Source organism: Ramlibacter sp. AN1133 (assembly GCF_037890035.1).
GTDB lineage: Bacteria > Pseudomonadota > Gammaproteobacteria > Burkholderiales > Burkholderiaceae_C > Ramlibacter.
Genome location: NZ_JBBKTQ010000005.1, coordinates 50347 through 72370 on the forward strand (window position 1 = coordinate 50347; position 22024 = coordinate 72370).

23 protein-coding genes are annotated in these 22024 nt (G+C 72.6%); 16 read left to right on the forward strand and 7 right to left on the reverse strand.

Annotated features, from left to right (window positions below; translation table 11 throughout):
• Positions 1 to 16: 16 nt before the first annotated feature.
• The gene (locus tag WG923_RS08175) at positions 17 to 1399 is read left to right on the forward strand and encodes a sensor histidine kinase (protein ID WP_340350460.1); all 1383 of its coding nucleotides are present in this window, start codon (positions 17 to 19) and stop codon (positions 1397 to 1399) included.
• A gap of 129 nt (positions 1400 to 1528) precedes the next feature.
• Entirely contained in the window at positions 1529 to 2695 is a 1167-nt protein-coding gene (locus tag WG923_RS08180; protein WP_340350461.1) for an SPASM domain-containing protein, read from the forward strand.
• Positions 2696 to 2737: 42 nt separating this feature from the next.
• Here the strand turns inward: WG923_RS08180 and WG923_RS08185 are convergent, their stop codons facing one another.
• Complete coding sequence (locus WG923_RS08185; protein ID WP_340350462.1) at positions 2738 to 4162, reverse strand: FAD-binding oxidoreductase; 1425 nt, start codon at positions 4160 to 4162, stop codon at positions 2738 to 2740.
• A gap of 69 nt (positions 4163 to 4231) precedes the next feature.
• Between WG923_RS08185 and WG923_RS08190 the strand changes: the two genes are divergently transcribed.
• From WG923_RS08190 to pdxA, 3 genes are read left to right on the forward strand one after another with little or no spacing between them, the layout of a single operon-like run.
• Positions 4232 to 4867, forward strand: a complete 636-nt coding sequence (locus WG923_RS08190) for a dienelactone hydrolase family protein (protein ID WP_340350463.1) — start codon at positions 4232 to 4234, stop codon at positions 4865 to 4867.
• A gap of 52 nt (positions 4868 to 4919) precedes the next feature.
• Positions 4920 to 6155 carry a four-carbon acid sugar kinase family protein gene (locus tag WG923_RS08195; RefSeq protein WP_340350464.1) on the forward strand — a complete coding sequence of 412 codons (1236 nt, stop codon included), beginning with the start codon at positions 4920 to 4922 and terminating at the stop codon, positions 6153 to 6155.
• Positions 6152 to 7147 carry a 4-hydroxythreonine-4-phosphate dehydrogenase PdxA gene (pdxA, locus tag WG923_RS08200; protein WP_340350465.1) on the forward strand — a complete coding sequence of 332 codons (996 nt, stop codon included), beginning with the start codon at positions 6152 to 6154 and terminating at the stop codon, positions 7145 to 7147. Before WG923_RS08195 ends, pdxA begins: the two co-directional genes overlap by 4 nt.
• 97 nt (positions 7148 to 7244) lie before the next feature.
• Here the strand turns inward: pdxA and WG923_RS08205 are convergent, their stop codons facing one another.
• Together WG923_RS08205 and WG923_RS08210 are read right to left on the reverse strand one after the other, a co-directional pair.
• Positions 7245 to 7565 (reverse strand): AtuA-related protein, encoded by a 321-nt coding sequence (locus tag WG923_RS08205; RefSeq protein ID WP_340350466.1) that lies wholly within the window; start codon positions 7563 to 7565, stop codon positions 7245 to 7247.
• Between the two features lie 91 nt (positions 7566 to 7656).
• Entirely contained in the window at positions 7657 to 9030 is a 1374-nt protein-coding gene (locus tag WG923_RS08210; RefSeq protein ID WP_340350467.1) for an acyclic terpene utilization AtuA family protein, read from the reverse strand.
• A 299-nt stretch (positions 9031 to 9329) separates the two neighbouring features.
• Between WG923_RS08210 and WG923_RS08215 the strand changes: the two genes are divergently transcribed.
• The gene (locus WG923_RS08215) at positions 9330 to 9659 is read left to right on the forward strand and encodes a hypothetical protein (RefSeq protein ID WP_340350468.1); all 330 of its coding nucleotides are present in this window, start codon (positions 9330 to 9332) and stop codon (positions 9657 to 9659) included.
• Positions 9660 to 9665: 6 nt separating this feature from the next.
• Here WG923_RS08215 and hutH read toward each other — a convergent pair whose 3' ends face one another.
• Both hutH and hutU read right to left on the reverse strand, forming a co-directional pair.
• Entirely contained in the window at positions 9666 to 11222 is a 1557-nt protein-coding gene (hutH, locus tag WG923_RS08220) for a histidine ammonia-lyase (protein ID WP_340350469.1), read from the reverse strand.
• The gene (gene hutU, locus WG923_RS08225) at positions 11219 to 12922 is read right to left on the reverse strand and encodes a urocanate hydratase (protein ID WP_340350470.1); all 1704 of its coding nucleotides are present in this window, start codon (positions 12920 to 12922) and stop codon (positions 11219 to 11221) included. Before hutU ends, hutH begins: the two co-directional genes overlap by 4 nt.
• Positions 12923 to 12999: 77 nt before the next feature.
• On the opposite strand from hutU, the gene hutI reads away from it, so the two are divergent.
• From hutI to WG923_RS08245, 4 genes are read left to right on the forward strand one after another with little or no spacing between them, the layout of a single operon-like run.
• On the forward strand, positions 13000 to 14211 hold the full coding sequence (gene hutI / locus WG923_RS08230; RefSeq protein WP_340350471.1) for an imidazolonepropionase: 1212 nt from the start codon (positions 13000 to 13002) through the stop codon (positions 14209 to 14211).
• Positions 14208 to 15005, forward strand: a complete 798-nt coding sequence (hutG, locus tag WG923_RS08235) for an N-formylglutamate deformylase (protein ID WP_340350472.1) — start codon at positions 14208 to 14210, stop codon at positions 15003 to 15005. Before hutI ends, hutG begins: the two co-directional genes overlap by 4 nt.
• Positions 14998 to 16350 (forward strand): formimidoylglutamate deiminase, encoded by a 1353-nt coding sequence (locus tag WG923_RS08240; protein WP_340350473.1) that lies wholly within the window; start codon positions 14998 to 15000, stop codon positions 16348 to 16350. Before hutG ends, WG923_RS08240 begins: the two co-directional genes overlap by 8 nt.
• On the forward strand, positions 16347 to 17027 hold the full coding sequence (locus tag WG923_RS08245) for an NUDIX hydrolase (protein ID WP_340350474.1): 681 nt from the start codon (positions 16347 to 16349) through the stop codon (positions 17025 to 17027). The genes WG923_RS08240 and WG923_RS08245 overlap by 4 nt, the downstream gene beginning before the upstream one ends.
• A gap of 7 nt (positions 17028 to 17034) precedes the next feature.
• Here the strand turns inward: WG923_RS08245 and WG923_RS08250 are convergent, their stop codons facing one another.
• Positions 17035 to 18693 carry a thiamine pyrophosphate-binding protein gene (locus tag WG923_RS08250; RefSeq protein ID WP_340350475.1) on the reverse strand — a complete coding sequence of 553 codons (1659 nt, stop codon included), beginning with the start codon at positions 18691 to 18693 and terminating at the stop codon, positions 17035 to 17037.
• Between the two features lie 37 nt (positions 18694 to 18730).
• The gene (gene rquA, locus WG923_RS08255; RefSeq protein ID WP_340350476.1) at positions 18731 to 19459 is read right to left on the reverse strand and encodes a rhodoquinone biosynthesis methyltransferase RquA; all 729 of its coding nucleotides are present in this window, start codon (positions 19457 to 19459) and stop codon (positions 18731 to 18733) included.
• Here rquA and WG923_RS08260 point away from each other — a divergent pair.
• From WG923_RS08260 to WG923_RS08285, 6 genes are all read left to right on the forward strand, one after another.
• Entirely contained in the window at positions 19458 to 19736 is a 279-nt protein-coding gene (locus WG923_RS08260; RefSeq protein ID WP_340350477.1) for a hypothetical protein, read from the forward strand. The genes rquA and WG923_RS08260 overlap by 2 nt on opposite strands.
• Positions 19737 to 19835: 99 nt before the next feature.
• The gene (locus WG923_RS08265; protein ID WP_340350478.1) at positions 19836 to 20345 is read left to right on the forward strand and encodes a hypothetical protein; all 510 of its coding nucleotides are present in this window, start codon (positions 19836 to 19838) and stop codon (positions 20343 to 20345) included.
• Positions 20346 to 20455: 110 nt separating this feature from the next.
• Positions 20456 to 20791, forward strand: a complete 336-nt coding sequence (locus WG923_RS08270) for a hypothetical protein (RefSeq protein WP_340350479.1) — start codon at positions 20456 to 20458, stop codon at positions 20789 to 20791.
• A gap of 65 nt (positions 20792 to 20856) precedes the next feature.
• On the forward strand, positions 20857 to 21087 hold the full coding sequence (locus WG923_RS08275; RefSeq protein WP_340350480.1) for a DUF2630 family protein: 231 nt from the start codon (positions 20857 to 20859) through the stop codon (positions 21085 to 21087).
• 5 nt (positions 21088 to 21092) lie between these two features.
• Positions 21093 to 21326 (forward strand): hypothetical protein, encoded by a 234-nt coding sequence (locus tag WG923_RS08280; RefSeq protein ID WP_340350481.1) that lies wholly within the window; start codon positions 21093 to 21095, stop codon positions 21324 to 21326.
• 7 nt (positions 21327 to 21333) lie between these two features.
• Complete coding sequence (locus tag WG923_RS08285) at positions 21334 to 22005, forward strand: alpha/beta hydrolase family protein (RefSeq protein WP_340350482.1); 672 nt, start codon at positions 21334 to 21336, stop codon at positions 22003 to 22005.
• Positions 22006 to 22024 lie beyond the last annotated feature (19 nt).

Here is a 22024-nt window from a genome sequence, read left to right on the forward strand (position 1 = left end):
GTCGGCCCAACCCGTCATGCCGCACGCCTACCGCCTGAGCCTTTCGCGCCAGTTCCTCGTGGCCAGCTTCCCGATCGTCCTGCTCGGGATGCTGGCGCTCGGCTGGTACGTGGCCGGCGCCATCGAGCGCGGGGTGACGAACCGGATGGCGGGCGTCACCAGCCTCTATGTCGACAGCTTCATCGCGCCGCACCTGCAGCACCTGGAGCCCGACGGCGACATCGTGGCGGAACACCGGGCCGCACTGGACCGGCTCCTGAGCGAGTCGCCGCTCGGACGCAAGATCGTCGCCTTCAAGATCTGGAACGCGCGCGGCCGCATCATCTACAGCACCAACCCGGCCCTGATCGGGCGTCAGTTCCCGATCGACGAAGGCCTTGCCGGCGCGCTGCAGGGGCGGGTGCAATCCAGCGTCAGCGACCTCGACGAAACCGAGAACGAGCTGGAGCGCCCGCGCTGGAAGCGCCTGATCGAGACCTACAGCCCCATCCACGCGGACGGCCGCGGCACCGTGCTGGCGGTGGCGGAGTTCTACCAGCCCACCGACGAACTCTCCCACGAGGTGCTGGTGGCGCAGGCCGGCAGCTGGCTGGTGGTGGGCGGCATCATGCTGGCCATGTACCTGCTGCTGTTCGGCGTGGTGCGCCGGGGCAGCGAAACGATCGCCTCGCAGCGCGAGCAGCTCAATGCCAAGGTCACGGAGCTGTCGGATGTCCTGAAGAAGAACCAGGAGCTGAGCGACCACATCCGGCTGGCCGCCGTCCGCACCACGACCTTGAACGACCAGTTCCTGCGCCGCATCGCGGCGGACCTGCATGACGGCGCCGCGCAGGATCTCGCCCTCGGATTGATGCAGTTCGAGTCGCTGGCGCACAAGTGCGAGGCGCATGGCAGCGGCGAAGAGGCCGGCAAGGTGCGGGCCGCGCTGCAATCGGCCTTGCGCGAACTGCGCTCCACCTGCGTGGGCCTGACCATGCCGGAAATCGAACGGCTCGACGCCCTCGAAGTCGCGCAGCGCGCGGCGCAGGACTTCGAGCGCAAGACCGGTTCGCGCATCACCGTCTCCCACGGCGGCGGCAGCGGCCAGCCGGCGGGGCCGGTGAAGACCACCATGTACCGGCTGATCCAGGAGGCGCTGGGCAACGGGCTGCGGCATGGCGGCGCCTCCAGCCTCAAGGTGGGCCTGTCCTGCGATGCCGATTCGATCCTGGTGGAAGTCGGGGACGACGGTTGCGGCTTCGACCCGGACGCCGCGGCACCGCCGGGGCACCTGGGCCTGGCCGGCATGCGCGAGCGGGTCGAACTGCTGCGCGGCTCGATGGTGGTGAGCAGCGTGCCCGGACAGGGCACGCTCGTGCGGGCGCGTCTGCCCATGAGCATCGAGGGCTACACCGAGTAGCGGGCCGCCCGCGCTGCCTTGCCAGGCCCGGGGTTGTCTCTTGCGCGCCATCCGCGGGGCGGGCCGGCCTTGACGTGGGTCAAGCGACGGCTGCCTGGCCGTCGCGCGCACGCGCGGCGCGCGTCGGGCATGCGATCCTTCCTGGCGATGAGTCCCGCGGTCTTCCTCACCGGCGCGCGCAGTCCCGGCCCCGTGCGCTGCGCCTGCCTCCAGGTCCTGGTGCGCCCGGGCGGCTGCACCGGCATGGACGACGAGACGCTGCAGGCGATCGTGCAGGGCGCCATCGAGGCGCAGGAGGCCGGCGAGGTGCACTTCTCCTGGCAGGGCGCGGAGCCCATGGAACAGGGCCTCGACTTCTTCCGCCGGGCGCTCGCGCTGCAGCACGCGCATGCACCGGGGCGCACTGTCCGCAACACCCTGCACACGGGCGGCACGCTGATCGACGACGCCTGGGCGGCGTTCCTCGCCGCGGCCGGCTTCGCGGTGACGCTGCACGTCGACGGCCCGCCGGGCCTGCTCGCGGCACAGCCGGGTGCGCGGGACGACCGGCTGCTGCACGGCATCGGCCGGCTGCAGGCCCACGGCGTCGAGTTCCAGGCCTGCACCGCGGTCAGTGCCCTGAACGCGCACCATCCGCTGGCCGTCTACCGCTACCTGAAGGAGATCGGCGCGCGCCAGATGCAGTTCGTGCCGCTGGTGGAGCAGAGCGAGGACTGCGGGGGGCCGCGCCGCGCGCCGCGCGACGTGGAGCTGTCGCGCCGCACCGTCGGCTCCATCGCCTACGGGCGCTTCCTCACCAGCGTGTTCGGCGAATGGGTCCGGCACGACGTCGGCCGCGTGTTCGTGCACCTGTTCGACAGCACGCTGCAGGCCTGGGTGCACGGCCGCGCGAGCCTGTGCAGCTTCGCCGAAACCTGCGAGCGCAAGCTGGCGATCGAGCACGACGGCTCGGTCTACGCCTGCGAGCGTTACCTGGATGCGGGCCATCGCCTGGGCAGCCTCGAGGAGGCGTCGCTGCCCGACCTGCTGGCGGCCCGCGAGCAGCGTGCCTTCGAGGAGGCCAAGCGCGACACCCTGCCCTCGCAGTGCCGCCGCTGCGACGTGCTGGCGGCCTGCCGCGGCGGCTGCCCGCGCCACCGATTCCCGAATGCCGCTGCCGGCGGCGCGGCGGTGAATTACCTGTGCGCCGGCTACCGCCACTTCTTCCGCACGGTCGCACCGCACATGCGCGCGATGGGCGTGCTGCTGCGGCAGGGGCGGCCGGCGTCGGACATCATGCGTTTCAGTCCGAGGTAGGCTGGCCCGAAGGGGCAGGTGAGCCGCGCGACACCCCGGCGTTCAGAGCGCGAAGATCTTGCCGGGATTGAGGATGTTGTGCGGATCCAGCGCCCGCTTGATCGTGCGCATCATGTCCACCGCCCCCGGCCCCGCCTCGGCTTCCAGGAACTGCATCTTGTGCAGGCCGATCCCGTGCTCGCCGGTGCAGGTGCCGCCCATGGCCAGCGCGCGGGCGATCAGGCGCTCGTTGAGACCCTCGGCGCGATCGCGCTCCTCCTCGTCGGCCGGGTCGACCAGGTAGCCGAAGTGGAAGTTGCCGTCGCCCACGTGGCCGACGAGGAAGTAGGGGATGCCGCTCGCATCGGCCTCGGCAATCGATTCGAGCAGGCAATCGGCCAGCCGCGAGATCGGCACGCAGGTGTCGGTGGTGATGGAGCGGCAGCCGGGACGCGACTGGATGGCGGCGAAATAGGCGTTGTGCCGCGCCGTCCACAGCCGCGTGCGCTCCTCCGGCGTGGTCGCCCATTCGAAGGCCTTGCCGCCGTGGCCGGCGGCGATCTCCTGCACCGTCTCGGCCTGTTCCTTCACGCCGGCGGGCGAGCCGTGGAATTCCATCAGCAGCATGGGCTCCTCGCGCAGCGCCAACTTGCTGTGGATGTTGACCACCCGCACGCTGTTGGCGTCGATCAGCTCCACCCGCGCGATGGGCACGCCCAGCTGGATCGTCTCGATCGTGGTCTGCACCGCGTCGGCGATGGTGGGGAAGGAGCACACGGCCGCCGAGATCGCCTCGGGCAGCGGGTACACGCGCAGCGTGACCTCCGTGATCAGCCCCAGCGTGCCTTCGCTGCCCACGAACAGGCGCGTGAGGTCGTAGCCGGCGGAGGACTTCTTCGCCCGCGTGCCGGTGCGGATCACCTCGCCGCTGGCCGTCACCACTTCCAGGGCCAGGACGTTCTCGCGCATCGTCCCGTAGCGCACCGCGTTCGTGCCGGAGGCGCGCGTGGCGCTCATGCCGCCGATGGACGCGTCCGCGCCGGGATCGATGGGGAAGAACAGGCCGGTGTCCTTGATCGCCTCGTTCAGCTGCTTGCGCGTGACGCCCGGCTGGACGGTCACCGTGAGATCGTCCGCGTCGACGGCGAGCACGCGGTTCATCCGGTTCACGTCGATGCTGAGGCCGCCGCGCACGGCCAGCAGGTGGCCCTCGATCGAGGAGCCCGCGCCGTAGGGGATCAGCGGCGTCAGGTACTGGCTGCACAGGCGCACCGCCTCGGCGACCTCCTGCGTGCTCTCGGCGAACAGCACGGCCCCGGGCGGGGGCACGGCAAAGGGCGATTCGTCGCGGCCATGCTGCTCGCGCACGGCCAGCGCCGTCGACAGCCGCGCGCCGAAGCGCTCCTTGAGCGCCTGCAGCAGCGCGGGCGGGATTTCCTGCTGGTGGACGTCGGGCAGCAGCCGGGCATGCGAGGTGGGCGCGTTCATGCCGCAAGACTAGCAGCGCGGCGCGCCAGCGACTACATTGATTCTCCCCCTCATGAGCGAGGCATCCCCATGCTGCACGAACAGGTCCAGGTCGGCCCCGGCGGGCTGCCGGGCGAACTGGTGGCGCCCGAAGGGGCGACGGGGCTGGTGCTGTTCGCGCACGGCAGCGGCAGCAGCCGGCTGAGCCCGCGCAACATCTTCGTGGCCCGGGCGCTGCAGGCGCGCGGCCTGGCCACGCTGCTGTTCGACCTGCTCACGCCGCATGAGGCACGCAATCGTGTCAACGTGTTCGAGATCGCGCTGCTGGGCGAGCGGCTGGAGCAGGCGATCGCCTGGGTGCGCGGGCGTCCCGGCGTGGGCGGGCTGCCGCTGGGCCTGTTCGGCGCCAGCACCGGCGCGGCCGGCGCCCTGCTCGCCGCGGCCGAGCGGCCCCGCGACGTGGCGGCCGTGGTGTCGCGCGGCGGCCGGCCCGACCTGGCGCTGGCGGCCCTGCCGCGCGTGCGCGCGCCCACGCTGCTGGTGGTGGGCGGCGGCGACACCGAGGTGCTGGGCTTCAACCGCGTCGCATTCGCGCACCTGGCCTGCGAAAAGCGGCTGGAGGTCGTGCCCGGCGCGACGCACCTGTTCGAGGAACCGGGCACGCTGGAGGAAGTGGCCGCACTGGCGGGAGATTGGTTCCTGTCACATCTGCGTCGCGGGGAATAGCCCGGCCGTCGGGGATACTCGTGCTCATGAACAGTTGCCGCGAGTTCCCCCCATGTCCCGTTGCCTGCAGGTGATCGCCGACGACCTCTCGGGTGCCGCCGAGTGTGCGGCGGCGCTCGCGCAGGCGTCGGTCAGCCCCGCGCCCCTGGTGGTGAAGGGGCCCTTGCCGATCGGCGGCAACTGGGTCGTGGACAGCGACAGCCGCGCGCAGGACGCCGCCGTCGCCGTCGCGCGGGTGGCCGCCATCGTGCGCGACGCGAGCACGCACCGCGCCAGCGGCGACCTGCTGTTCAAGAAGATCGATTCCACCCTGCGCGGCCACGTGGCCGAGGAACTGCGGGCGGTGCTGGAGGTGCCGGACGCCGTGCACGCCGCGATCGTCTGCCCGGCGCTGCCCACGCAGGGGCGCACGTTGAAGGAGGGCGTGCTGCACGTGCACGGCCAGCCCCGCCTGGGCGCGGGCGGCCTGCCGGTGAACCTGATGAACCTGCTCGCGCCGGTGGACGACGGCGCCCTGCTGCTGCGCCCGCCGCACGGGCAGACCGCCGCCAGCCTCGCCCGCGAACTGCTGTCGGTGCTGGAACGCGGCACCCGCGTGATCGCCGTGGACGCCTCGGATGCCGAGGACCTGCGGCGGCTCGCCCTCGCGATCGTGATCGTGTCGCGTACCGTGCGCCTGCTGGCCGTGGGGGCGGCCGGCCTGTGCAAGGCGCTCGCCACCGAGCTGCTGCAGGCCGGCGGGCCCGAGCACCCGATGCTGGCGCCCAGCCGCGACCATCCGCCCATCGTGGCGGTGGTCGGCAGCTTCTCGCCGGTGACCACGCAGCAGGTGGACGAACTGGCCGGCCAGCCGGACGTGCACGTGGCGCGCCTCGATCCCTCCACCTGGCTGGAGAGCCCCGTGGTCGTGGAGCAGACCGTCGCCACGGCGCAGGCCTGCGCCGAACGCGGCGATCCGGTGGTGCTGGCGGTCACGGGCAACGCGCCGGCCGCTTCCTCGCGCGCGCTGGTGCAGCGCATGGCCGAAGCGGCCGAGCCGCTGTTGCGCCGCGCATCCACCCTCGTGCTGACCGGCGGCGACACCGCGCGCTCGGTGCTGGACCGCCTCGGCGTCGAGCGCCTGCAGGTGCTGGGCGAGCTCGAGCCGGGCATCTGCCTCAGCCGCGACGGCGCGCGCTTCGTCGTGACGAAGGCGGGCGGTTTCGGCGACAGCCAGTCGCTGGTGCGCGTGCTGCGCCACCTGCGCAACGTGAGCGGCGGCAAGCCGTCCCCCGAAGGCAAGGAATGACACGGCCCCTCATCGGCATCACCATGGGCGACCCGTGCGGCGTCGGCCCCGAGATCATCGTCAAGGCCCTGGCGCGCGGCGACGTGCAGGAACGCATCGCGGCGCTCGTGCTGGGCGACCCCCACCGGCTGCAGCAGGCGGCGCGCCTGACCGCCAGCCCGGTGCAGGTGCGCGAAGTGCAGCGCTGCGCCGACGTGCGCACGGCGCCGGGCGTCGTGCACTGCCTGCGGGTGGGCGAGCCCACCAGCGCCCTGCCCTTCGGGCGCCTCGATCCCGCGGGCGGTGCCGCGGCGTATGCGTACATCGAGCGGGCCGTGCAGCTGGCGATGGCGGGCGAGCTCGCCGCGATCTGCACGGCGCCCCTGAACAAGGAGGCGCTGCACGCGGCCGGCCACCACTACCCCGGCCACACCGAGATGCTGGCAAGGCTCACCGGCACGCCCGAGGTGTCGATGCTGCTGATCGCGCCCAGCCTGCGCGTCATCCACGTCACCACGCACATCGGCCTGCTCGACGCCGTGGAGCGCATCGAGCCCGGACTGGTCGAGCGGACCATCGCGCGCGGCTACACGCTGCTGCAGCGCGCCGGCATCGCGGCGCCGCGCGTGTGCGTGTGCGGGATCAATCCGCATGCCGGCGAGAACGGCCTGTTCGGCCGCGGCGAGGAAGCCTCCAAGATCGAACCGGCCGTGGCGGCCTGCCGCGCGCGCGGCTGGGACGTGCAGGGGCCGCTGCCCGCCGACACGCTGTTCTACCGCGCCACGCGCGGCGACTTCGACCTGGTCGTCGCGATGTACCACGACCAGGGCCACGGCCCGGTGAAGGTGCTGGGGCTGGACGCCGGGGTGAACGTCACCGTGGGCCTGCCCTTCGTGCGCACCTCGGTCGACCACGGCACCGCCTTCGACATCGCCGGCCAGGGCGTGGCGGACGAGCGCAGCCTGGTCGAGGCGCTGCGGCAGGCGGTGGAACTCGCGCCGACCATCGGCTAGCCAGAGGGCGGTAGGCTGGCGGTGACGCGCGAAAGCGCAGGAACCCCAGCGCTTCGCGCACCGCTGGGGTTCGCGCGCTTCGCGGCTCACCGCCAGCCTACGGAAGCTCGATCCCGAGCGTCAGCAGCAGGCTGGACAGCGTCTTGCCGTGCGCATCGAGGTTCAGCGCGCCGTTGACGCCGCCATCGAGCACGTCGTCCAGCACGAAGTTCATCGCGTGCAGCCTGGGCAGCAGGTAGCGCTTCACCGCCGTGGGCCGGCGCGCGGCGAAGAGCTGCGCGACGCGTTCTTCCGTCACCTGCGCCACCAGCACGTCCCAGTGCGCGGCGTCGAAGGCGATCACGCTGATGTTGGAGCGGTTGCCCTTGTCGCCGGTGCGCCCGTGGGCCAGCGTGTGCAGGGGCACGGTACGCGTCATTGGAAATCCTCCCCCGGGCGTCGCACGGCGTGCTCCGCCTCCCCCCGGCGCAAGCGGAGGGGGCGAGCGCCTTCGGGCGGCCGTGCGGCGCTCATGGCGCCCACCTCCAGCCGGTGCGCAGCCACTCGCGCGGCACGTAGCACGAGTCGCTGTGCAGGCGCGGCGTGATCGCGCTGCGCACGCCGCCGCCCGCCGCGGGCCCGCAGGTGTACAGGGCGGTGAGTTCGCGCGTGACCTGCTCGGCCTCCGCCCGCACCGCGGTGGCGGCGGCGACCCGCAGGCGCACGTCTTCGCAAGCCGCCGGCCCGCGGCCCTCCCACCAGCGGCCCGCGTCGTCGGCGAACACGCTCGCCACGCCGATGAGGTCGCAGCGCAGCTTCAGGTGCTGCAGGCCCGGCACGCGCAGGCGCTCGCGCACGATCTCGCCCGCCAGCCGCGCGCGCGCCGCCGCATTCGCCCCGGCATAGGAGATCTCGCCTTCGGCCAGCCAGCCGCCCTCGTAGCAGACGGTGGCCTTCAGCGTAGTCGGCCGCGGGTGGCCGCGCACCCCGCGCACCTCGATGCGGTCCGTTCCGTCCTCGTGCAGTTCGGCCTGCGAGATGTCTGCCACCACGTCGGGGGTGAGGTAGGCGGCGGGGTCGTGCACTTCGTAGAGGATCTGCTCGGTCACCGTGCGCCGGTCGACGCAGCCGCCCGTGCCCTGCGCCTTCGTCACGACGAAGCGGCCGTCGGCGTGCATCTCCACGATGGGGAAGCCCACGTGCGCCACGTCGGGCACGTCCTTGAAGCCCGGGTCGGCGAAGTAGCCGCCCGTGACCTGGGCGCCGCATTCCAGCAGGTGGCCGGCCATCGTGCCGCAGGCGAGGCGGTCCCAGTCGTCCTCGCGCCAGCCGAAGTGGGCGAGCATGGGCCCGAGCGCGAGCGCCGGATCGGCCACGCGTCCGGTCACCACCACCTGCGCGCCGGCACGCAGCGCGCCGGCGATTTCCTGCGCCCCCAGGTAGGCGTTGGCGCTCACCAGGGTCTGGCCGGCCACGGCCGGCGGCAGCACCTCGCGCAGCCGCTCGGGCGAAAGGCCGCCCAGCAGGTCGTCGCCTTCGACGATCGCGATGCGCAGGCTCCCGAGGCCCAGTTCGCCGCCCAGCCGCTGGAGGCAGGCGGCGGCGCCGGCGGGATTCGCCGCGCCGAAGTTGCCGACGATGGGGATGCCGGCGGCCAAGCAGTCCGCGAGGACCGGCCGCACGAAGCGTTCCAGCGACGGCTCGAAGCCGGCGTCGGGCTGCTGGCGCCGCTGCAGCTGGGCCAGCGCGAGGGTGCGCTCGGCCAGCGTCTCGTACATCAGCACCGCCGGCCCGCCCGCGGCGGCCAGCGTGCGCACCACGGGGACGGCGGCGTCCCAGCGGTCGCCGGAAAAGCCGGCGCCGCAGCCGATGCGCAGCAGCGGGGGCGCTTGGGAGGCCTTCATGGGCGCGGAGTGTATGCGGCCTGCCGACCGGGCGCGCATCCTGGCCAGTCCGCCCGGCTGAGCTTGCGAGGGCTAAGGAACTGGCCAGTACCCCCTAGGTGAAGGGCGTCTGGCGCTGCTGGACCGTCGCGTGCAGACTTCGGTCTTGCAGTAAAGGAAGAAACCAGATGTATTGGCGCGGAAAGAGGCCACTTCCGGCGGAAGAAGCGTTCGATGGGAGTCACGCGTACCGGCTGAAAACATGGCCGCAGATTCCGGATCGGTTCCGGACGGCCCGGGTGCTGGGCGCCTGCAGCCGGATGACCGTGGGCCCCGTCACCGCGAACTGGTTCCTGACCCACACCGGGCTGGACTCCGCCGATGCCTCGCAACTGATCGCCACCCTGGACAAGCAGGGCTCGCTGGAGCGGATCGACCTCGGCCGGCGCCTCACCGGCCAGCCGGCGCTGACCCGCGTGCCCGCTTCCCGCGTGGCGAAGCTGCGCGAGCGCATCACCCAGCGGTTCGCCTGGAAGCAGGCGGCCGTGGCCGCCATCGTCTGCCTCGGTGTTTCCGCGGCGCTGGACAACAGGTTCCCCATCGGCTGGGGCACCATCGCCCTGCCGGACCTGCCCGCCATTTCGGGCTGAATCGGCTCACGCAAGCCGCAGCGCCTGCAATTCCCGGATCCGCGTCTCGGTCGCGTGGCCGATGTCGCCGGTCGTGACCAGGTGGTGCACCGCCTCGATGTCGCGCGCCAGGCTGCGGTCCGCCATCATCGCCGGCGAAATGCTGCGCACCAGGCGCAGCACGCTTTCCAGCGCCGGCGCGCTCGCCAGCGGCCGCAGGAACTCGATGCCCTGCGCCGCCGCGAGCAGCTCGATGGCGACGATGCGCGCGGTGTTGGCCAGCATGGGCTGCAGCCGGCGGGCGGCGAAGGTGGCCATGCTCACGTGATCCTCCTGGTTCGCCGAGGTGGGCAGGCTGTCCACGCTGGCCGGATGCGCCAGCGACTTGTTCTCCGAGGCGAGCGCCGCGGCCGTCACGTGCACGATCATGAAACCGGAGTTCAGGCCCGGCTCCGGCGTGAGGAAGGGCGGCAGGCGCGACACCACCGTGTCCACCAGCATCGCCACGCGCCGCTCGGCGATCGCGCCGATCTCCGCGATGGCGACGGCCAGCGCGTCGCAGGCCAGCGCCACCGGCTCGGCGTGGAAGTTGCCACCGGACAGCATCACCCCACCGTCGGCGAACACGAGCGGGTTGTCGGTCACCGCATTGGCCTCGCGCAGCAGCACCTGCGCCGCGCCGCGCATCTGGTCGAGGCAGGCGCCCATCACCTGCGGCTGGCAGCGCAGGCAGTACGGGTCCTGCACGCGGTCGTCCTGCTCCAGGTGCGAGCGGCGGATCTCGCTGCCGACCAGCAGCGCGCGGTAGGCCGCGGCGCAGGCGATCTGCCCCGGCTGGCCGCGCAGGGCGTGGATGCGCGGATCGAAGGGTGCGTCGCTGCCGCGCGCGGCATCCAGCGTGAGCGCGCCCGTGATCACCGCCGCCTCGAACAGGCGGTCGGCCGCCAGCAGCGCGTCGAGCGCCAGCGCGGTGGAAACCTGCGTGCCGTTGATCAGCGCGAGGCCTTCCTTGGGGCCGAGTTGCAGCGGCGCGAGTCCGGCGCGCGCCAGCGCCTGCGCGCCGGGCATGCGCTCGCCGCCGAAGAAGGCCTCGCCCTCGCCGATCAGGGGCAGGCCCAGGTGCGCCAGGGGCGCCAGGTCCCCCGAGGCGCCGACCGATCCCTGCGCCGGAATCACCGGCACGACGCCGCGGTAGTGCATCGCGAGCAGGCCGTCCACCACCTCCTCGCGCACGCCGGAGTAGCCGCGCGCCAGGCTCGCCGCCTTCAGCAGCAGGACCAGGCGGACGACGCGCGCGGACAGCGGCTCGCCGACACCGACGGCATGCGATCGCAGCAGCCGCAATTGCAGCAGCGCGAGGTCGTCGCGCGCGATGCGCGTGCTGGCGAGCTTGCCGAAGCCGGTGTTGACGCCGTAGACCGGCGCCTCGCCCGCGGCCGCGCGGCGCACCAGCTCGGCGCCGGCGCGGATCGCGCTTCGGCAGGACGGATCCAGCACCACGCGAGGCACTTCCGGCGCCTCCCACAGCCTGCGGATCTGCGCGAGCGCCAGCTCGCCGGGCAGCAGCACTTCGCTCGGCGTCATCCGAGCATCGGCAGCTTCAGGCCGTGTTCGCGCGCGCAGGCCTGCGCGCTCTCGTAGCCGGCATCGGCATGGCGCATCACGCCGGTGGCGGGGTCGTTCCACAGCACGCGGCGGATCTTCTGCGCGGCTTCGTCGGTGCCGTCGCACACCATCACCACGCCGGCGTGCTGCGAGTAGCCCATGCCGACGCCGCCGCCATGGTGGAAGCTGACCCAGGTCGCGCCGCTGGCCGTATTGAGCAGCGCGTTGAGCAGCGGCCAGTCGCTCACCGCGTCGCTGCCGTCGGCCATCGCCTCGGTCTCGCGGTTGGGCGAGGCCACCGAGCCGCTATCGAGGTGGTCGCGGCCGATCACGATGGGCGCCTTCAGCTCGCCGCTCCTGACCATCTCGTTGAAGGCCAGGCCCGCCAGGTGCCGCTCGCCCAGGCCGATCCAGCAGATGCGCGCGGGCAGGCCCTGGAAGCGGATGCGCTCAGCGGCCATGTCCAGCCAGCGGTGCAGCGACGCATTGCGCGGGAACAGCTCCTTCATCTTCGCGTCGGTGCGGCGGATGTCCTGCGGATCGCCGGAAAGAGCGACCCAGCGGAACGGCCCCACGCCGCGGCAGAACAGCGGCCGGATGTAGGCCGGCACGAAGCCGGGATAGGCGAAGGCGTCGGCGACGCCGAAATCCTGCGCCACCTGCCGCAGGTTGTTGCCGTAGTCCACGGTGGGGACGCCCATCGCATGGAAGGCGAGCATCGCGCGCACGTGCTGCGCGCAGGACTCGCCCGCCGCCTGCTTCAGCCTGTCGTGCTGCGAAGGATCCTTCTGCGCGGCCTGCCACTGCTCCACGCTCCAGCCGACCGGCAGGTAACCGTTGATGATGTCGTGCGCCGAGGTCTGGTCGGTCACGATGTCCGGCCGCGGGCCGCCGGCCTGCGCGCGCCGCGCCAGCTCCGGCACGAGCTCGCCGGCGTTGCCGCACAGGCCGATCGAGACCGCTTCCTTGCGCGCCGTGTGGTGCGCGATCAGCGCCAGCGCCTCGTCGAGGTCTTTCGCCTGCCGGTCCAGGTACTGCGTGCGCAGGCGGAACTCGATGCGGGACGGCTGGCACTCGATCGTGAGCGAACAGGCCCCGGCAAAGGACGCGGCGAGCGGCTGCGCGCCGCCCATGCCGCCCAGGCCCGCCGTCAGGATCCAGCGGCCGGCGAGGTCGCCGCCGTAGTGCTGCCGGCCCGCCTCCGCGAAGGTCTCGTAGGTGCCTTGCACGATGCCCTGGCTGCCGATGTAGATCCAGCTGCCGGCCGTCATCTGGCCGTACATCATCAGGCCCTTGCGATCGAGGTCATTGAAGTGCTCCCACGTAGCCCACTTCGGCACCAGGTTGGAGTTGGCGATCAGCACGCGCGGCGCGCCCTCGTGGGTGCGGAAGACGCCGACGGGCTTGCCGGACTGGATGAGCAAGGTCTCGTCGGGCCGCAGCTTGCGCAGCGTGTCCAGGATCGCCTCGAAGGCCGGCCAGTTGCGCGCCGCCTTGCCGATGCCGCCGTACACCACGAGCTCGTCGGGCTTCTCGGCCACCGCGGGATCGAGGTTGTTCTGGAGCATGCGGAAGGCCGCTTCGATCTGCCAGTTGGCGCAACTCAGCTGCGTACCCTGCGGTGCGCGCACGGGGCGCGGCCCGGCGGCGAGGAAGGAGGCTTGCGAGAGATCGGACATGGTCGGGCTCCCTGCGGCGCGACGAAGCGCCCCGTGCGCGAGGATACGATGGGATGCATGCGCATGGAGACCCGACCATGAGCCTACAGCTCTGGACCAACGCCCGCGTCGCCACCCAGGCGGCGGGCGCCGGCGCGCCCTACGGCCTGATCGAGGACGGGGCCGTGGCGGTGGAGGACGGCCGCATCGCCTGGGTGGGAGCGCGCCGGGACCTTCCGCTGGCGCTGGACGATGCGGCGGTCGAGCACGATGCGCAGGGGGGCCTCCTCACGCCCGGGCTCATCGATTGCCACACGCACCTTGTCTACGCCGGCGACCGCGCGGCCGAATTCGAGGCGCGCCTGAACGGCGCGAGCTACGAGGAGATCGCGCGCGCCGGCGGCGGCATCGTGGCCACGGTGCGCGCCACGCGGGCCGCCGATGAAGAGAGCCTGTTCGCGCAGTCGCGCCGCCGCCTGCGCTCGCTGCTGGCCGAAGGCGTCACCACCGTGGAAATCAAGTCGGGCTACGGCCTGTCGCAGGAGCAGGAAGCCAAGTGCCTGCGGGTGGCGCGCCGCCTCGGCGCCAGCGAGGGCGTGACGGTGCGCACCACCTTCCTCGGCGCACACGCCCTGCCGCCGGAATTCAGCGGCCGCCCCGACGACTACATCGACGAGGTCTGCCGCATGCTGCCGGCGCTGCACGCGCAGGGCCTCGTCGATGCGGTGGACGCCTTTTGCGAGCGCATCGGCTTTTCCCCCGCCCAGACGCGGCGCGTGTTCGAAGCGGCCCGCGCGCTCGGCCTGCCCGTGAAGCTGCACGCCGAACAACTGAGCGACAGCGAAGGCGCCGCGCTGGCCGCGTCCTTCGGTGCGCTGAGCTGCGACCACCTGGAGTGGCTCAGCGAGGCCGGCGCCCGCGCGATGGCGCGCTCGGGCAGCGTCGCCGTGCTGCTGCCCGGCGCCTTCTACTTCCTGCGCGAAACCCGCGTGCCGCCCATCGCGCTGCTGCGGCAGCACGGCGTGCCCCTGGCCGTGGCCACCGACTGCAACCCGGGCACCTCGCCCTGCACCTCGCTGCTGCTGATGCTGAACATGGCCTGCACGCTGTTTCGCCTCACGCCCGAGGAAGCATGGGCCGGCGTCACCCGCCACGCCGCGCGCGCGCTGGGCCTGCACGACCGCGGCGCGCTGGCCCCGGGCCTGCGCGCCGACTTCGTGCTGTGGGATGCGCAGCATCCCGCCGAACTTTGCCAGGCGCTGGGCTCGAACCCCCGGCGCACCACCGTGATCGAAGGACGCATTGCATGACTTTCCGCCTGCACCAGGGCAGCGCACCGCTGCTGGTGAGCATCCCCCACATGGGGACCGACATTCCGGCCGGCCTGCGCGGCTCCTACGTGGAGCGCGCCCTGGCCGTCGAGGACACCGACTGGCATCTCGATCGCCTCTATGCCTTTGCCAGGGAGCTGGGCGCCAGCGTGCTGCAGCCGCTGCACTCGCGCTACGTGATCGACCTGAACCGGCCGCCGGATGACCAGCCGATGTACCCGGGCGCCTCCAACACCGAGCTGTGCCCGACGCGCTTCTTCTCCGGCGAGCCGCTGTACCGCGAAGGGGGCGCACCCACCGAAGCGCAGCGGCGCGAACGGCTGCGGCAGTACTGGCAGCCGTACCACGACGCGTTGCAGGCCACGCTGGAGCGGCTGCGGCGCCAGCACGGCTTCGTGCTGCTGTGGGATGCGCACAGCATCCGCTCGGAGATCCCGTGGCTGTTCGAAGGCCGCCTGCCGGACCTCAACATCGGCACCGCGGGCGGCCAGAGTGCGGCGCCTTCGATCGCCGCCGCCGTGGTGCAGGCCGCCGCGGGCTATTCGCGCTACACGCACGTGCTCGATGGCCGCTTCAAGGGCGGCTACATCACGCGCCGCTACGGGCGCCCGGCGGAGCACGTCCACGCCGTGCAGCTGGAGATGTGCCAGTGCACGTACATGCGCGAGGCGCCTCCCTACGACTGGAGCGAGGAACGCGCGACGCAGGTGCAGCCGGTGGTGCGCGCGATGGTGAAAGCGGCGCTCGCGGCCTGCCGCAAGCTCTATGGCTGAAGCGCGCCGCTTCTTCGCGCCGCGGGCATGGGTGGCCGGCGCCTGGGCGCGCGACGTGCTGCTGGCGAGCGACGGAGGGGGCTCCTGGTCCGAGGTGCGCACCGGCTGCGAGGCACCGACCGACGCCGAAGTGCTGCCCGGTGCCGTGCTGCCGGGGCTGGTGAACGGCCACAGCCATGCGTTCCAGCGCGCGATCGCCGGCCTGGCCGAACGCGGCACCGCGGGCCACGACGACTTCTGGAGCTGGCGCGAGCGCATGTACGCGGTGGCGCTGCGCATCACGCCGCCGCAGCTCGAAGCCATCGCCGCCTTCCTGTATGCGGAGCTGCTGCAGGCCGGCTACACCCACGTCTGCGAGTTCCACTACCTGCACAACGACGCGGACGGCAGACCCTATGCCGATCCGCTGGAGATGTCGCTGGCGCTGGTGCGCGCCGCGCAGCGCGCCGGCATCGGGCTGACGCTGCTGCCCGCGCTGTACATGCGCTCGGGCTTCGCGGCGAGTGGGCTCAGCGAGCACCAGCGGCGCTTCGCCTCCACGCCGGAGTCCGTCCTGGGCATCGCGCAGGCGCTGCGGCGCCAGGCCAGCCCGCTGCTCGCAGCCGGCATCGCGCTGCATTCGCTGCGTGCCGTCGACGACGGCGCCCTGCGCGAAACGGCGGCGGCCGCGCGCCAGGCCGGCATGCCGGTGCACATGCACGTCGCCGAACAGCAGGCGGAGGTCGACGACTGCCTTGCCCGGCACTGGCAGCGGCCGATCGAATGGCTGCTCGCCAACGCGCCGGTGGATTCGCACTGGAACCTGGTGCACGCGACCCGCAGCACCGAGGCGGAACTGGAGGGCGTGCGCGACGCCGGCGCCGGCATCGTGCTGTGCCCCACGACCGAGGCCAACCTCGGCGACGGCGTGTTCGACCTGGGCGGCTGGCTCGCGCTGCAGGGCCGCTGCTGCATCGGCTCCGACAGCCACGTCACGCGCGACTGGTGCGAGGAGCTGCGGCTGCTCGAATACACGCAGCGCGTCGTGCTGCGACGGCGCAACGTGGCAGGGCATGCGGCAGGGCAGGAGAGTTCCGCAGGCGTGCTGTTCGGCGCCGCGCTGGCCGGCGGCAGCGGCGCGGCAGGCCTGCGCCTGGGCGGCTTCGCGGTCGGCGAACGCGCCGATTTCTGCCTGCCGGATCCGCAAGCCCTTGCGCTGGCCGGCGTGCCACCGGAGCACCTGCTCGACGCGCTCGTCTTCTCCTCGCCGCGCACGCCCATGGCGCGCGTGTGCGTCGCCGGCCGCGACGTGCCGCTGGCGCCGCCGCGCGAAGGCTTCCTCGCCGCCATGCGGTCGCTGTGGTGAACCCCGCCCAGCGCGCCGTGCTCCTGGACGACACCCTGCGTGCGCGCATCCACGCGGCGCTGGCCGGCTTCGTGCGCCTGCAGGCCAGCGCCGGGCCGCAGCGCCCGGCCGCCGTGGCGCTCACGCTCGTCGAGGAAGGCGGCGGCGCCCGGCTCGCCCACGTGCCGGCACCGGACGGCTGGAGCCGCCACGCGGCCATCCTGCTGACGCGACGCGCGGCGGACCTGCGCGCGCACGCGGGGCAGTGGGCGCTGCCGGGTGGGCGCATCGACACCGGCGAGACGCCCGAGGAAGCCGCGCTGCGCGAACTGCACGAGGAAGTCGGCCTGCAGCTCGCGCCGGATGCGATCCTGGGCCGGCTGGACGATTACGTGACGCGCTCCGGCTTCGCGATCGCGCCGGTGGTGGTGTGGGGCGGCGAGGCGCGCGCGCTGGTGCCCAACGCCGGCGAGGTGGCGAGCATCCACCGCATCCCGCTGGCCGAATTCCTGCGCACCGACGCGCCGCTGCTGGATCCCTGCGCCGACAGCGTGCATCCGGTGCTGCGCATGCCGGTGGGCACCGGCTGGATCGCCGCGCCCACGGCAGCCTTCCTCTACCAGTTCCGCGAGGTGTGCCTGCTGGGGCGGCCCACGCGCGTCGCGCACTTCGAGCAGCCGGAATTCGCGCGGCGCTGAAGGCGCCTCAGGCGACCGCCGCGTCGATGAGAAACGGCCCGCCGCTCGCGAAGGCCTCGCGCAGCACGCGGTCCAGCGCATCGCCCTGCGTCACCCGCTGTCCCGGCACGCCCATGCCGCGCGCCAGCGCCACGAAGTCCAGCGGCGGATCGGCGAACTCCATGCCGATGAAGGAATCGCTGCCGCGCGAGGAGACCATGCGCTCCTTCAGGATGCGGTAGGAGCGGTTGTTGACGATCACGTAGGTGATGGGCAGCCGGTGGTGCGCCGCGGTCCACAGCGCCTGGATCGCGTACATCGCGCTGCCGTCGCCGATCAGCGCCACCACCGGCGTGCCCGGGCGCGCCAGCGCGGCGCCCACCGCGCCGCCCATGCCGAAGCCGAGGCCGCCACTCGCCAGCCCGAGGAAATCGCGCGCCCCCTCCATCGGCAGCAGCGAGGCCAGCAGGGGGGCGGTGGTCGGCGCTTCCTCGACGCACACCGCTCCCGCCGGCAGCGCATCCACCAGCCGGCGCAGCAGCGTGAGCGGCTGCATCGCGTCGGCGGGATCGGCGGCCGGAGCGGCGGCCAGCAGCGCTTCGCGCCGCGACGACCAGTTGGCCCCGGCGATGCGCGCCAGCCGCTCGCGGGCCGACTGGCGCAGGGGCTCGTCCTGCGCCGCACGCAGCCGCGGCAGCAAGGCCGCGAGCGTCTCCGCCACGCCCGCGCGCACCGCCAGCTCCGTGGCGTAGTTCTTCCCCAGTTCCGCATCGCGCTCCGAGATGTGCACCACGCGCAGCCCGGGCGGCAGCGGGTCCACCGGGCTGTACACGGACATGCGCAGCAGGTCGGCACCCAGCACGACGAGGAGGTCGTGCCCCGCGAGGTGCTCGCGCACCTTGCGCTGGTTGCGCGAGAGGTCGCCCATTGCGCAGGGGTGGCGCACCGGGAACCGCGTGTTGTAGGGGATCGGCTCCTGCCACACCGGCGCGCCGAGCAGCTGCGCCAGCTCGCCGGCGCTCTCCATGCCGCCCTGCTCCGCCAGTTCGCGCCCGGCGATGATCACGGGCGAGGCGCTGGCCAGCAGCATCCGCAAGAGCGCTTCCTGCACGCGCGGTGCGGGCAAGCCGTGCGCTTCGACGCGGGTGGGCGCACCGAGGTCCAGGTCGGCCTCGGCATCGAGGATGCTCCCCGGCAGGCTGAGGAACACCGGCCCGCACGGCGGCGTGGTGGCGATCTTGGCGGCGCGGCGCACGATGCGCGGCAGGTCCTCCAGGCGCTGCGGCTCGGCGGCCCACTTCACCAGCGGCTGCGCGACGGGCACCAGGGGCTCGTAGAGCATCGGCTCCTGCAGCCCGTGGCCGATCTCGTACTGGCCCGCGGTGACGATCAGCGGCGAGCCGGCGAAGCGCGCGTTGTACAGCGCTCCCATCGCGTGCCCCAGCCCCGGCATGCAGTGCAGGTTGCAGGCGGCCAGCCGCCCGGATGCGCGGGCGAAGCCGTCCGCCATCGCCACCACCACCGATTCCTGCAGCCCCAGCACGTACTGCAGGCCGGGCGCGGCGGGCAGCGCCTCCATCAGCGCGAGTTCGGTGGTCCCGGGGTTGCCGAACAGGTGGGTGACACCCTCGTCCTGCAGCAGCGCGAGCAAGGCATTGCGGCCGTTCATGGGGCCCGACAGTGACACAGGCGGCGCCCTTCTGGCAAGCCGCTGCCTCGCCGCCCTAGCGCACCAGCACCGTCTTCTGGTACAGGCCGCCGAACCAGGTGCTCTTGTCCACCGACGCCGGCTGCACGCCGGCGGGCAGGAATTCCAGCACGTCGTGGTCCCACAGGTCCATGGCGAAGGGTTCCAGGTGCCTGAACACCTGCCGCATCAGGGGCCGCAGCGGATGCGCCCCGCCCGGGCGGTGGTAGTCCACGATCACGACCTTGCCACCCGGCTTCACCACGCGCATGGCCTCGGCCAGCGTGCCGCGGCGCACGTGTTCGGGCTGTTCGTGCAGCAGGAAGAAGAGCAGCACCTGGTCGTAGCTCGCATCGGGCGCCGCCAGCGCGGACGAATCGCCGTGCAGCAGCGCCACGCGCTCGTCGCGCGGCATCTTGGCGGCCAGGTTGCGCAGCTGGATCGTCAGCACGTCGACGACGTCCAGGCGCGCATCGGGCGCGAGGCGCTCGCGCAGCCGCGGCGTGAGGTCGCCGTAGACGCAGGCGAGCTGCAGGGTGTGGCCCTGCACGGGCTCGCCCAGTTCGGCCAGCGCCGCGTCGCACAGGCGCTTGTAGTTGCCGAACAGGATCAGGTTGACCAGCCACTCGCGTTCGAAGAAGTGGACGGCCTTGGGGTGCACATAGGCCCACCAGTAGGTCTGGTCGAGGTAGCCGGGCACGCGCGGCACGGCCACGGGGCCGGGGAGGACCGGCGCGGCGGCCTCGACGCTGGAAGGAGGGACCATGGACAAGCTCCCGCTGGGTGGACTGGGACCCCACTCTAGGGAGGGGGTCGGACGCGCCATTTGCGCGAGATCAAGCGTGCGGGACCGTTGCGTCGCGGCCTCCACAGGGGAAAACCCGGCCCCGGAAAGTGCCCGCTGCGCGAGCGCCGGTACACTTGCCGCGGTGGAAACCGGGGAGATTCTGGCGCGTGCGCACTACTGGGCCTATCGGCTCGGGGCCTTCTTCATCCTCAACGTCCTCGACGATCCGGCCTGGCTGGCCCTGATCTTCTGCTGAGCCCCCGGCTGGCGGCCGACCCGCGTGTCGTCGCCCGACTACAAGGATCCGCAGCCTCGGCCTGCTGATCAGGCTGCCCGCGCGGGCCACCATGCCCCCATGTTTCAAGCGAGGAAGAAGCACCTGATCGTGATCGCCCTGGTGCTGGGCGTGGGTGCGGGGGGCGGCGTGGTGTACAGCGCCGAGACCGCCATGAACAAGGACGCCTTCAAGGCGGCGAAGCAGCGCATCGCGGTGCAGGCCAAGGCGCAGCGCAAGGCCTGCGACCGCTTCAAGGGCAACGCGAAGGACGTGTGCGACGTGCAGGCCAAGGGCTGGGAGAAGATCGCCAAGGCCCAGCTCGCCCTGCGCTACAAGCCGGGGCCGGAGTCGGAGAAGATGGCCAAGTTCGCCCGTGCCGACGTCGATTACGAGGTCGCCAAGCAGCGCTGCGAAGCCTTGAAGGACCGCGCCCACGACACCTGCATCGCGAAGGCGAAGCACGATCGCGAAGCCGCGGTCCGGCTGGCCAAGGTGGAGAAGGTGGAGGAGCTCAACGCGCTCAGGCGCGAGGATCGCGCGCAGCGCGAAGCGCAGCAGAAGGCCGCGCCGCCCGCCCGCAAGTCCTGAGCCCGGGGCTCCTCCATTGGAGGGAGCGGCGCAGGAAACTTGCGCGCCGTCAACAACCCCTGCGCGCCAGCGCTCCACGATGCTGTCGAGAACACGTTCAGGAGCAGCAGGTGAGGGACACGGGCGCGCGCATCGCGGCGGCCGGCGCGCTGGCATTGCTGGCGGGCGGCTGCGCCATCGATCCGCGCTGGGCCATCGCCCCCGAGCCGCCGCGGGCGAGCCGCGCGGTGCGCGAACGCGACATCAACGGCACCTGGCAGAACCACACGCTGCGCGAGCTGATCGACGAGTGGGGCCCGCCGCGCCTGCTGCTGGACATCCCGGGCGGCGGCAACCCGCCGGGCTTCGTGCTGGTGTATCCGCGCGACGCGGCAACCGGCTGCATCGACGCCTTCGCGGTGACATACGGGCCCGTCACGCGCGTGCGCACCTACCAGTGCCGCTGAAGCGGCGGCACCTACCCGTGCCACTGAAGCGGCGATAGGATGGCGGGCCAACCACGGAGCCTGCCATGAGCGACCAGACGATCCTCGCGCACATCTCGGCCCTGATCGACGAAGAGCACAAGCTGCGCTCTGCCGGCGCCCCGCAGGACGGCGCCCCGCGCCTGAAGCAGCTGGAAGTCGAGCTCGACCAGTGCTGGGACCTGCTGCGGCAGCGGCGCGCCAAGCGCGAGTTCGGCGAAGACCCCGAGACGGCCACCCCGCGCGACCCCGGCACGGTGGAGGGTTACATCGGCTGAACCGCATGCACCATTCCCCCGACCAGCTCGACATCCTCTGGGCTGCGCTCCAGAGCCCGGACGCCGCGCAGCGCAGCAAGGTGCTGCAGCGCTATTCGAATCCCGCCATGGCCGGGGCGCTCCCGCAGATCGTCTGCGACGACGAGCACGCGCAGGTGCTCAGCATCCCGACGCCGGACCATCCCGGGCGGCACGTGTACGTGCGGCGGCCGGGCGGGGCCTGGTCGGAGCAGCATTAGGCGGCGCGTGGCGCGATTCCTGGTCGATGCGCCCGCGGGTGCGCGGACGGCACTGGTGCTCGCCCACGGCGCGGGCGCCGGCATGCGGCACGCGTTCATGGCGGCGCTGGCCCAGGCGCTGGCGCGCCAGGGCGTGGCCGTGCTGCGCTTCGACTTCCCCTTCATGGAGCAGGGCTCCAGGCGCCCGGATCCGCCCGCGGTCGCGCAAGCCAGCGTGCGCGCGGCGGTGGACGAAGCCGCGCGGCGCTGGCCGGGGCTGCCGCTGTTCGCCGGCGGCAAGTCCTTCGGCGGCCGCATGACGTCGCAGGCGCAGGCGGGCGAGCCCCTGGCCAGCGTGCGCGGACTCGTGTTCTTCGGCTTTCCGCTGCATCCGGCGGGCAAGCCCTCCGTGGCGCGGGCGGAGCATCTCGCGCAGGTGCACCTGCCGATGCTGTTCCTGCAGGGAACGCGCGATGCGCTGGCCGACCTGGAGTTGATCCGCACCACGACGACGGCGCTCGGCGAGCGCGCGACGCTCCACGTCGTGGAGGGCGCGGATCACGGCTTCGAGGTCCTCAAGCGCTCCGGCCGCACGAACGAGGAGGTGATCGAGGAACTCGCGACCACCGCCAAGGAATGGATGCATCGTAGGCTGGCGGTGGAGCGAAGCGAAACCCCAGCGATGCGCGAGCCCCGTTGAACGCTGGGGTTCGCAAAGC

Excerpts from the sequence above, each read along its gene's own strand:
- WG923_RS08175 (WP_340350460.1), top strand. The coding sequence starts at position 17 with ATGCCGCACGCCTACCGCCTGAGCCTTTCGCGCCAGTTCCTCGTGGCC.
- WG923_RS08180 (WP_340350461.1), top strand. The coding sequence starts at position 1,529 with ATGCGATCCTTCCTGGCGATGAGTCCCGCGGTCTTCCTCACCGGCGCG.
- WG923_RS08185 (WP_340350462.1), bottom strand. The coding sequence starts at position 4,162 with ATGAACGCGCCCACCTCGCATGCCCGGCTGCTGCCCGACGTCCACCAG.
- WG923_RS08190 (WP_340350463.1), top strand. The coding sequence starts at position 4,232 with ATGCTGCACGAACAGGTCCAGGTCGGCCCCGGCGGGCTGCCGGGCGAA.
- WG923_RS08195 (WP_340350464.1), top strand. The coding sequence starts at position 4,920 with ATGTCCCGTTGCCTGCAGGTGATCGCCGACGACCTCTCGGGTGCCGCC.
- pdxA (WP_340350465.1), top strand. The coding sequence starts at position 6,152 with ATGACACGGCCCCTCATCGGCATCACCATGGGCGACCCGTGCGGCGTC.
- WG923_RS08205 (WP_340350466.1), bottom strand. The coding sequence starts at position 7,565 with ATGACGCGTACCGTGCCCCTGCACACGCTGGCCCACGGGCGCACCGGC.
- WG923_RS08210 (WP_340350467.1), bottom strand. The coding sequence starts at position 9,030 with ATGAAGGCCTCCCAAGCGCCCCCGCTGCTGCGCATCGGCTGCGGCGCC.
- WG923_RS08215 (WP_340350468.1), top strand. The coding sequence starts at position 9,330 with ATGACCGTGGGCCCCGTCACCGCGAACTGGTTCCTGACCCACACCGGG.
- hutH (WP_340350469.1), bottom strand. The coding sequence starts at position 11,222 with ATGACGCCGAGCGAAGTGCTGCTGCCCGGCGAGCTGGCGCTCGCGCAG.
- hutU (WP_340350470.1), bottom strand. The coding sequence starts at position 12,922 with ATGTCCGATCTCTCGCAAGCCTCCTTCCTCGCCGCCGGGCCGCGCCCC.
- hutI (WP_340350471.1), top strand. The coding sequence starts at position 13,000 with ATGAGCCTACAGCTCTGGACCAACGCCCGCGTCGCCACCCAGGCGGCG.
- hutG (WP_340350472.1), top strand. The coding sequence starts at position 14,208 with ATGACTTTCCGCCTGCACCAGGGCAGCGCACCGCTGCTGGTGAGCATC.
- WG923_RS08240 (WP_340350473.1), top strand. The coding sequence starts at position 14,998 with ATGGCTGAAGCGCGCCGCTTCTTCGCGCCGCGGGCATGGGTGGCCGGC.
- WG923_RS08260 (WP_340350477.1), top strand. The coding sequence starts at position 19,458 with ATGGACAAGCTCCCGCTGGGTGGACTGGGACCCCACTCTAGGGAGGGG.
- rquA (WP_340350476.1), bottom strand. The coding sequence starts at position 19,459 with ATGGTCCCTCCTTCCAGCGTCGAGGCCGCCGCGCCGGTCCTCCCCGGC.
- WG923_RS08265 (WP_340350478.1), top strand. The coding sequence starts at position 19,836 with ATGTTTCAAGCGAGGAAGAAGCACCTGATCGTGATCGCCCTGGTGCTG.
- WG923_RS08275 (WP_340350480.1), top strand. The coding sequence starts at position 20,857 with ATGAGCGACCAGACGATCCTCGCGCACATCTCGGCCCTGATCGACGAA.
- WG923_RS08280 (WP_340350481.1), top strand. The coding sequence starts at position 21,093 with ATGCACCATTCCCCCGACCAGCTCGACATCCTCTGGGCTGCGCTCCAG.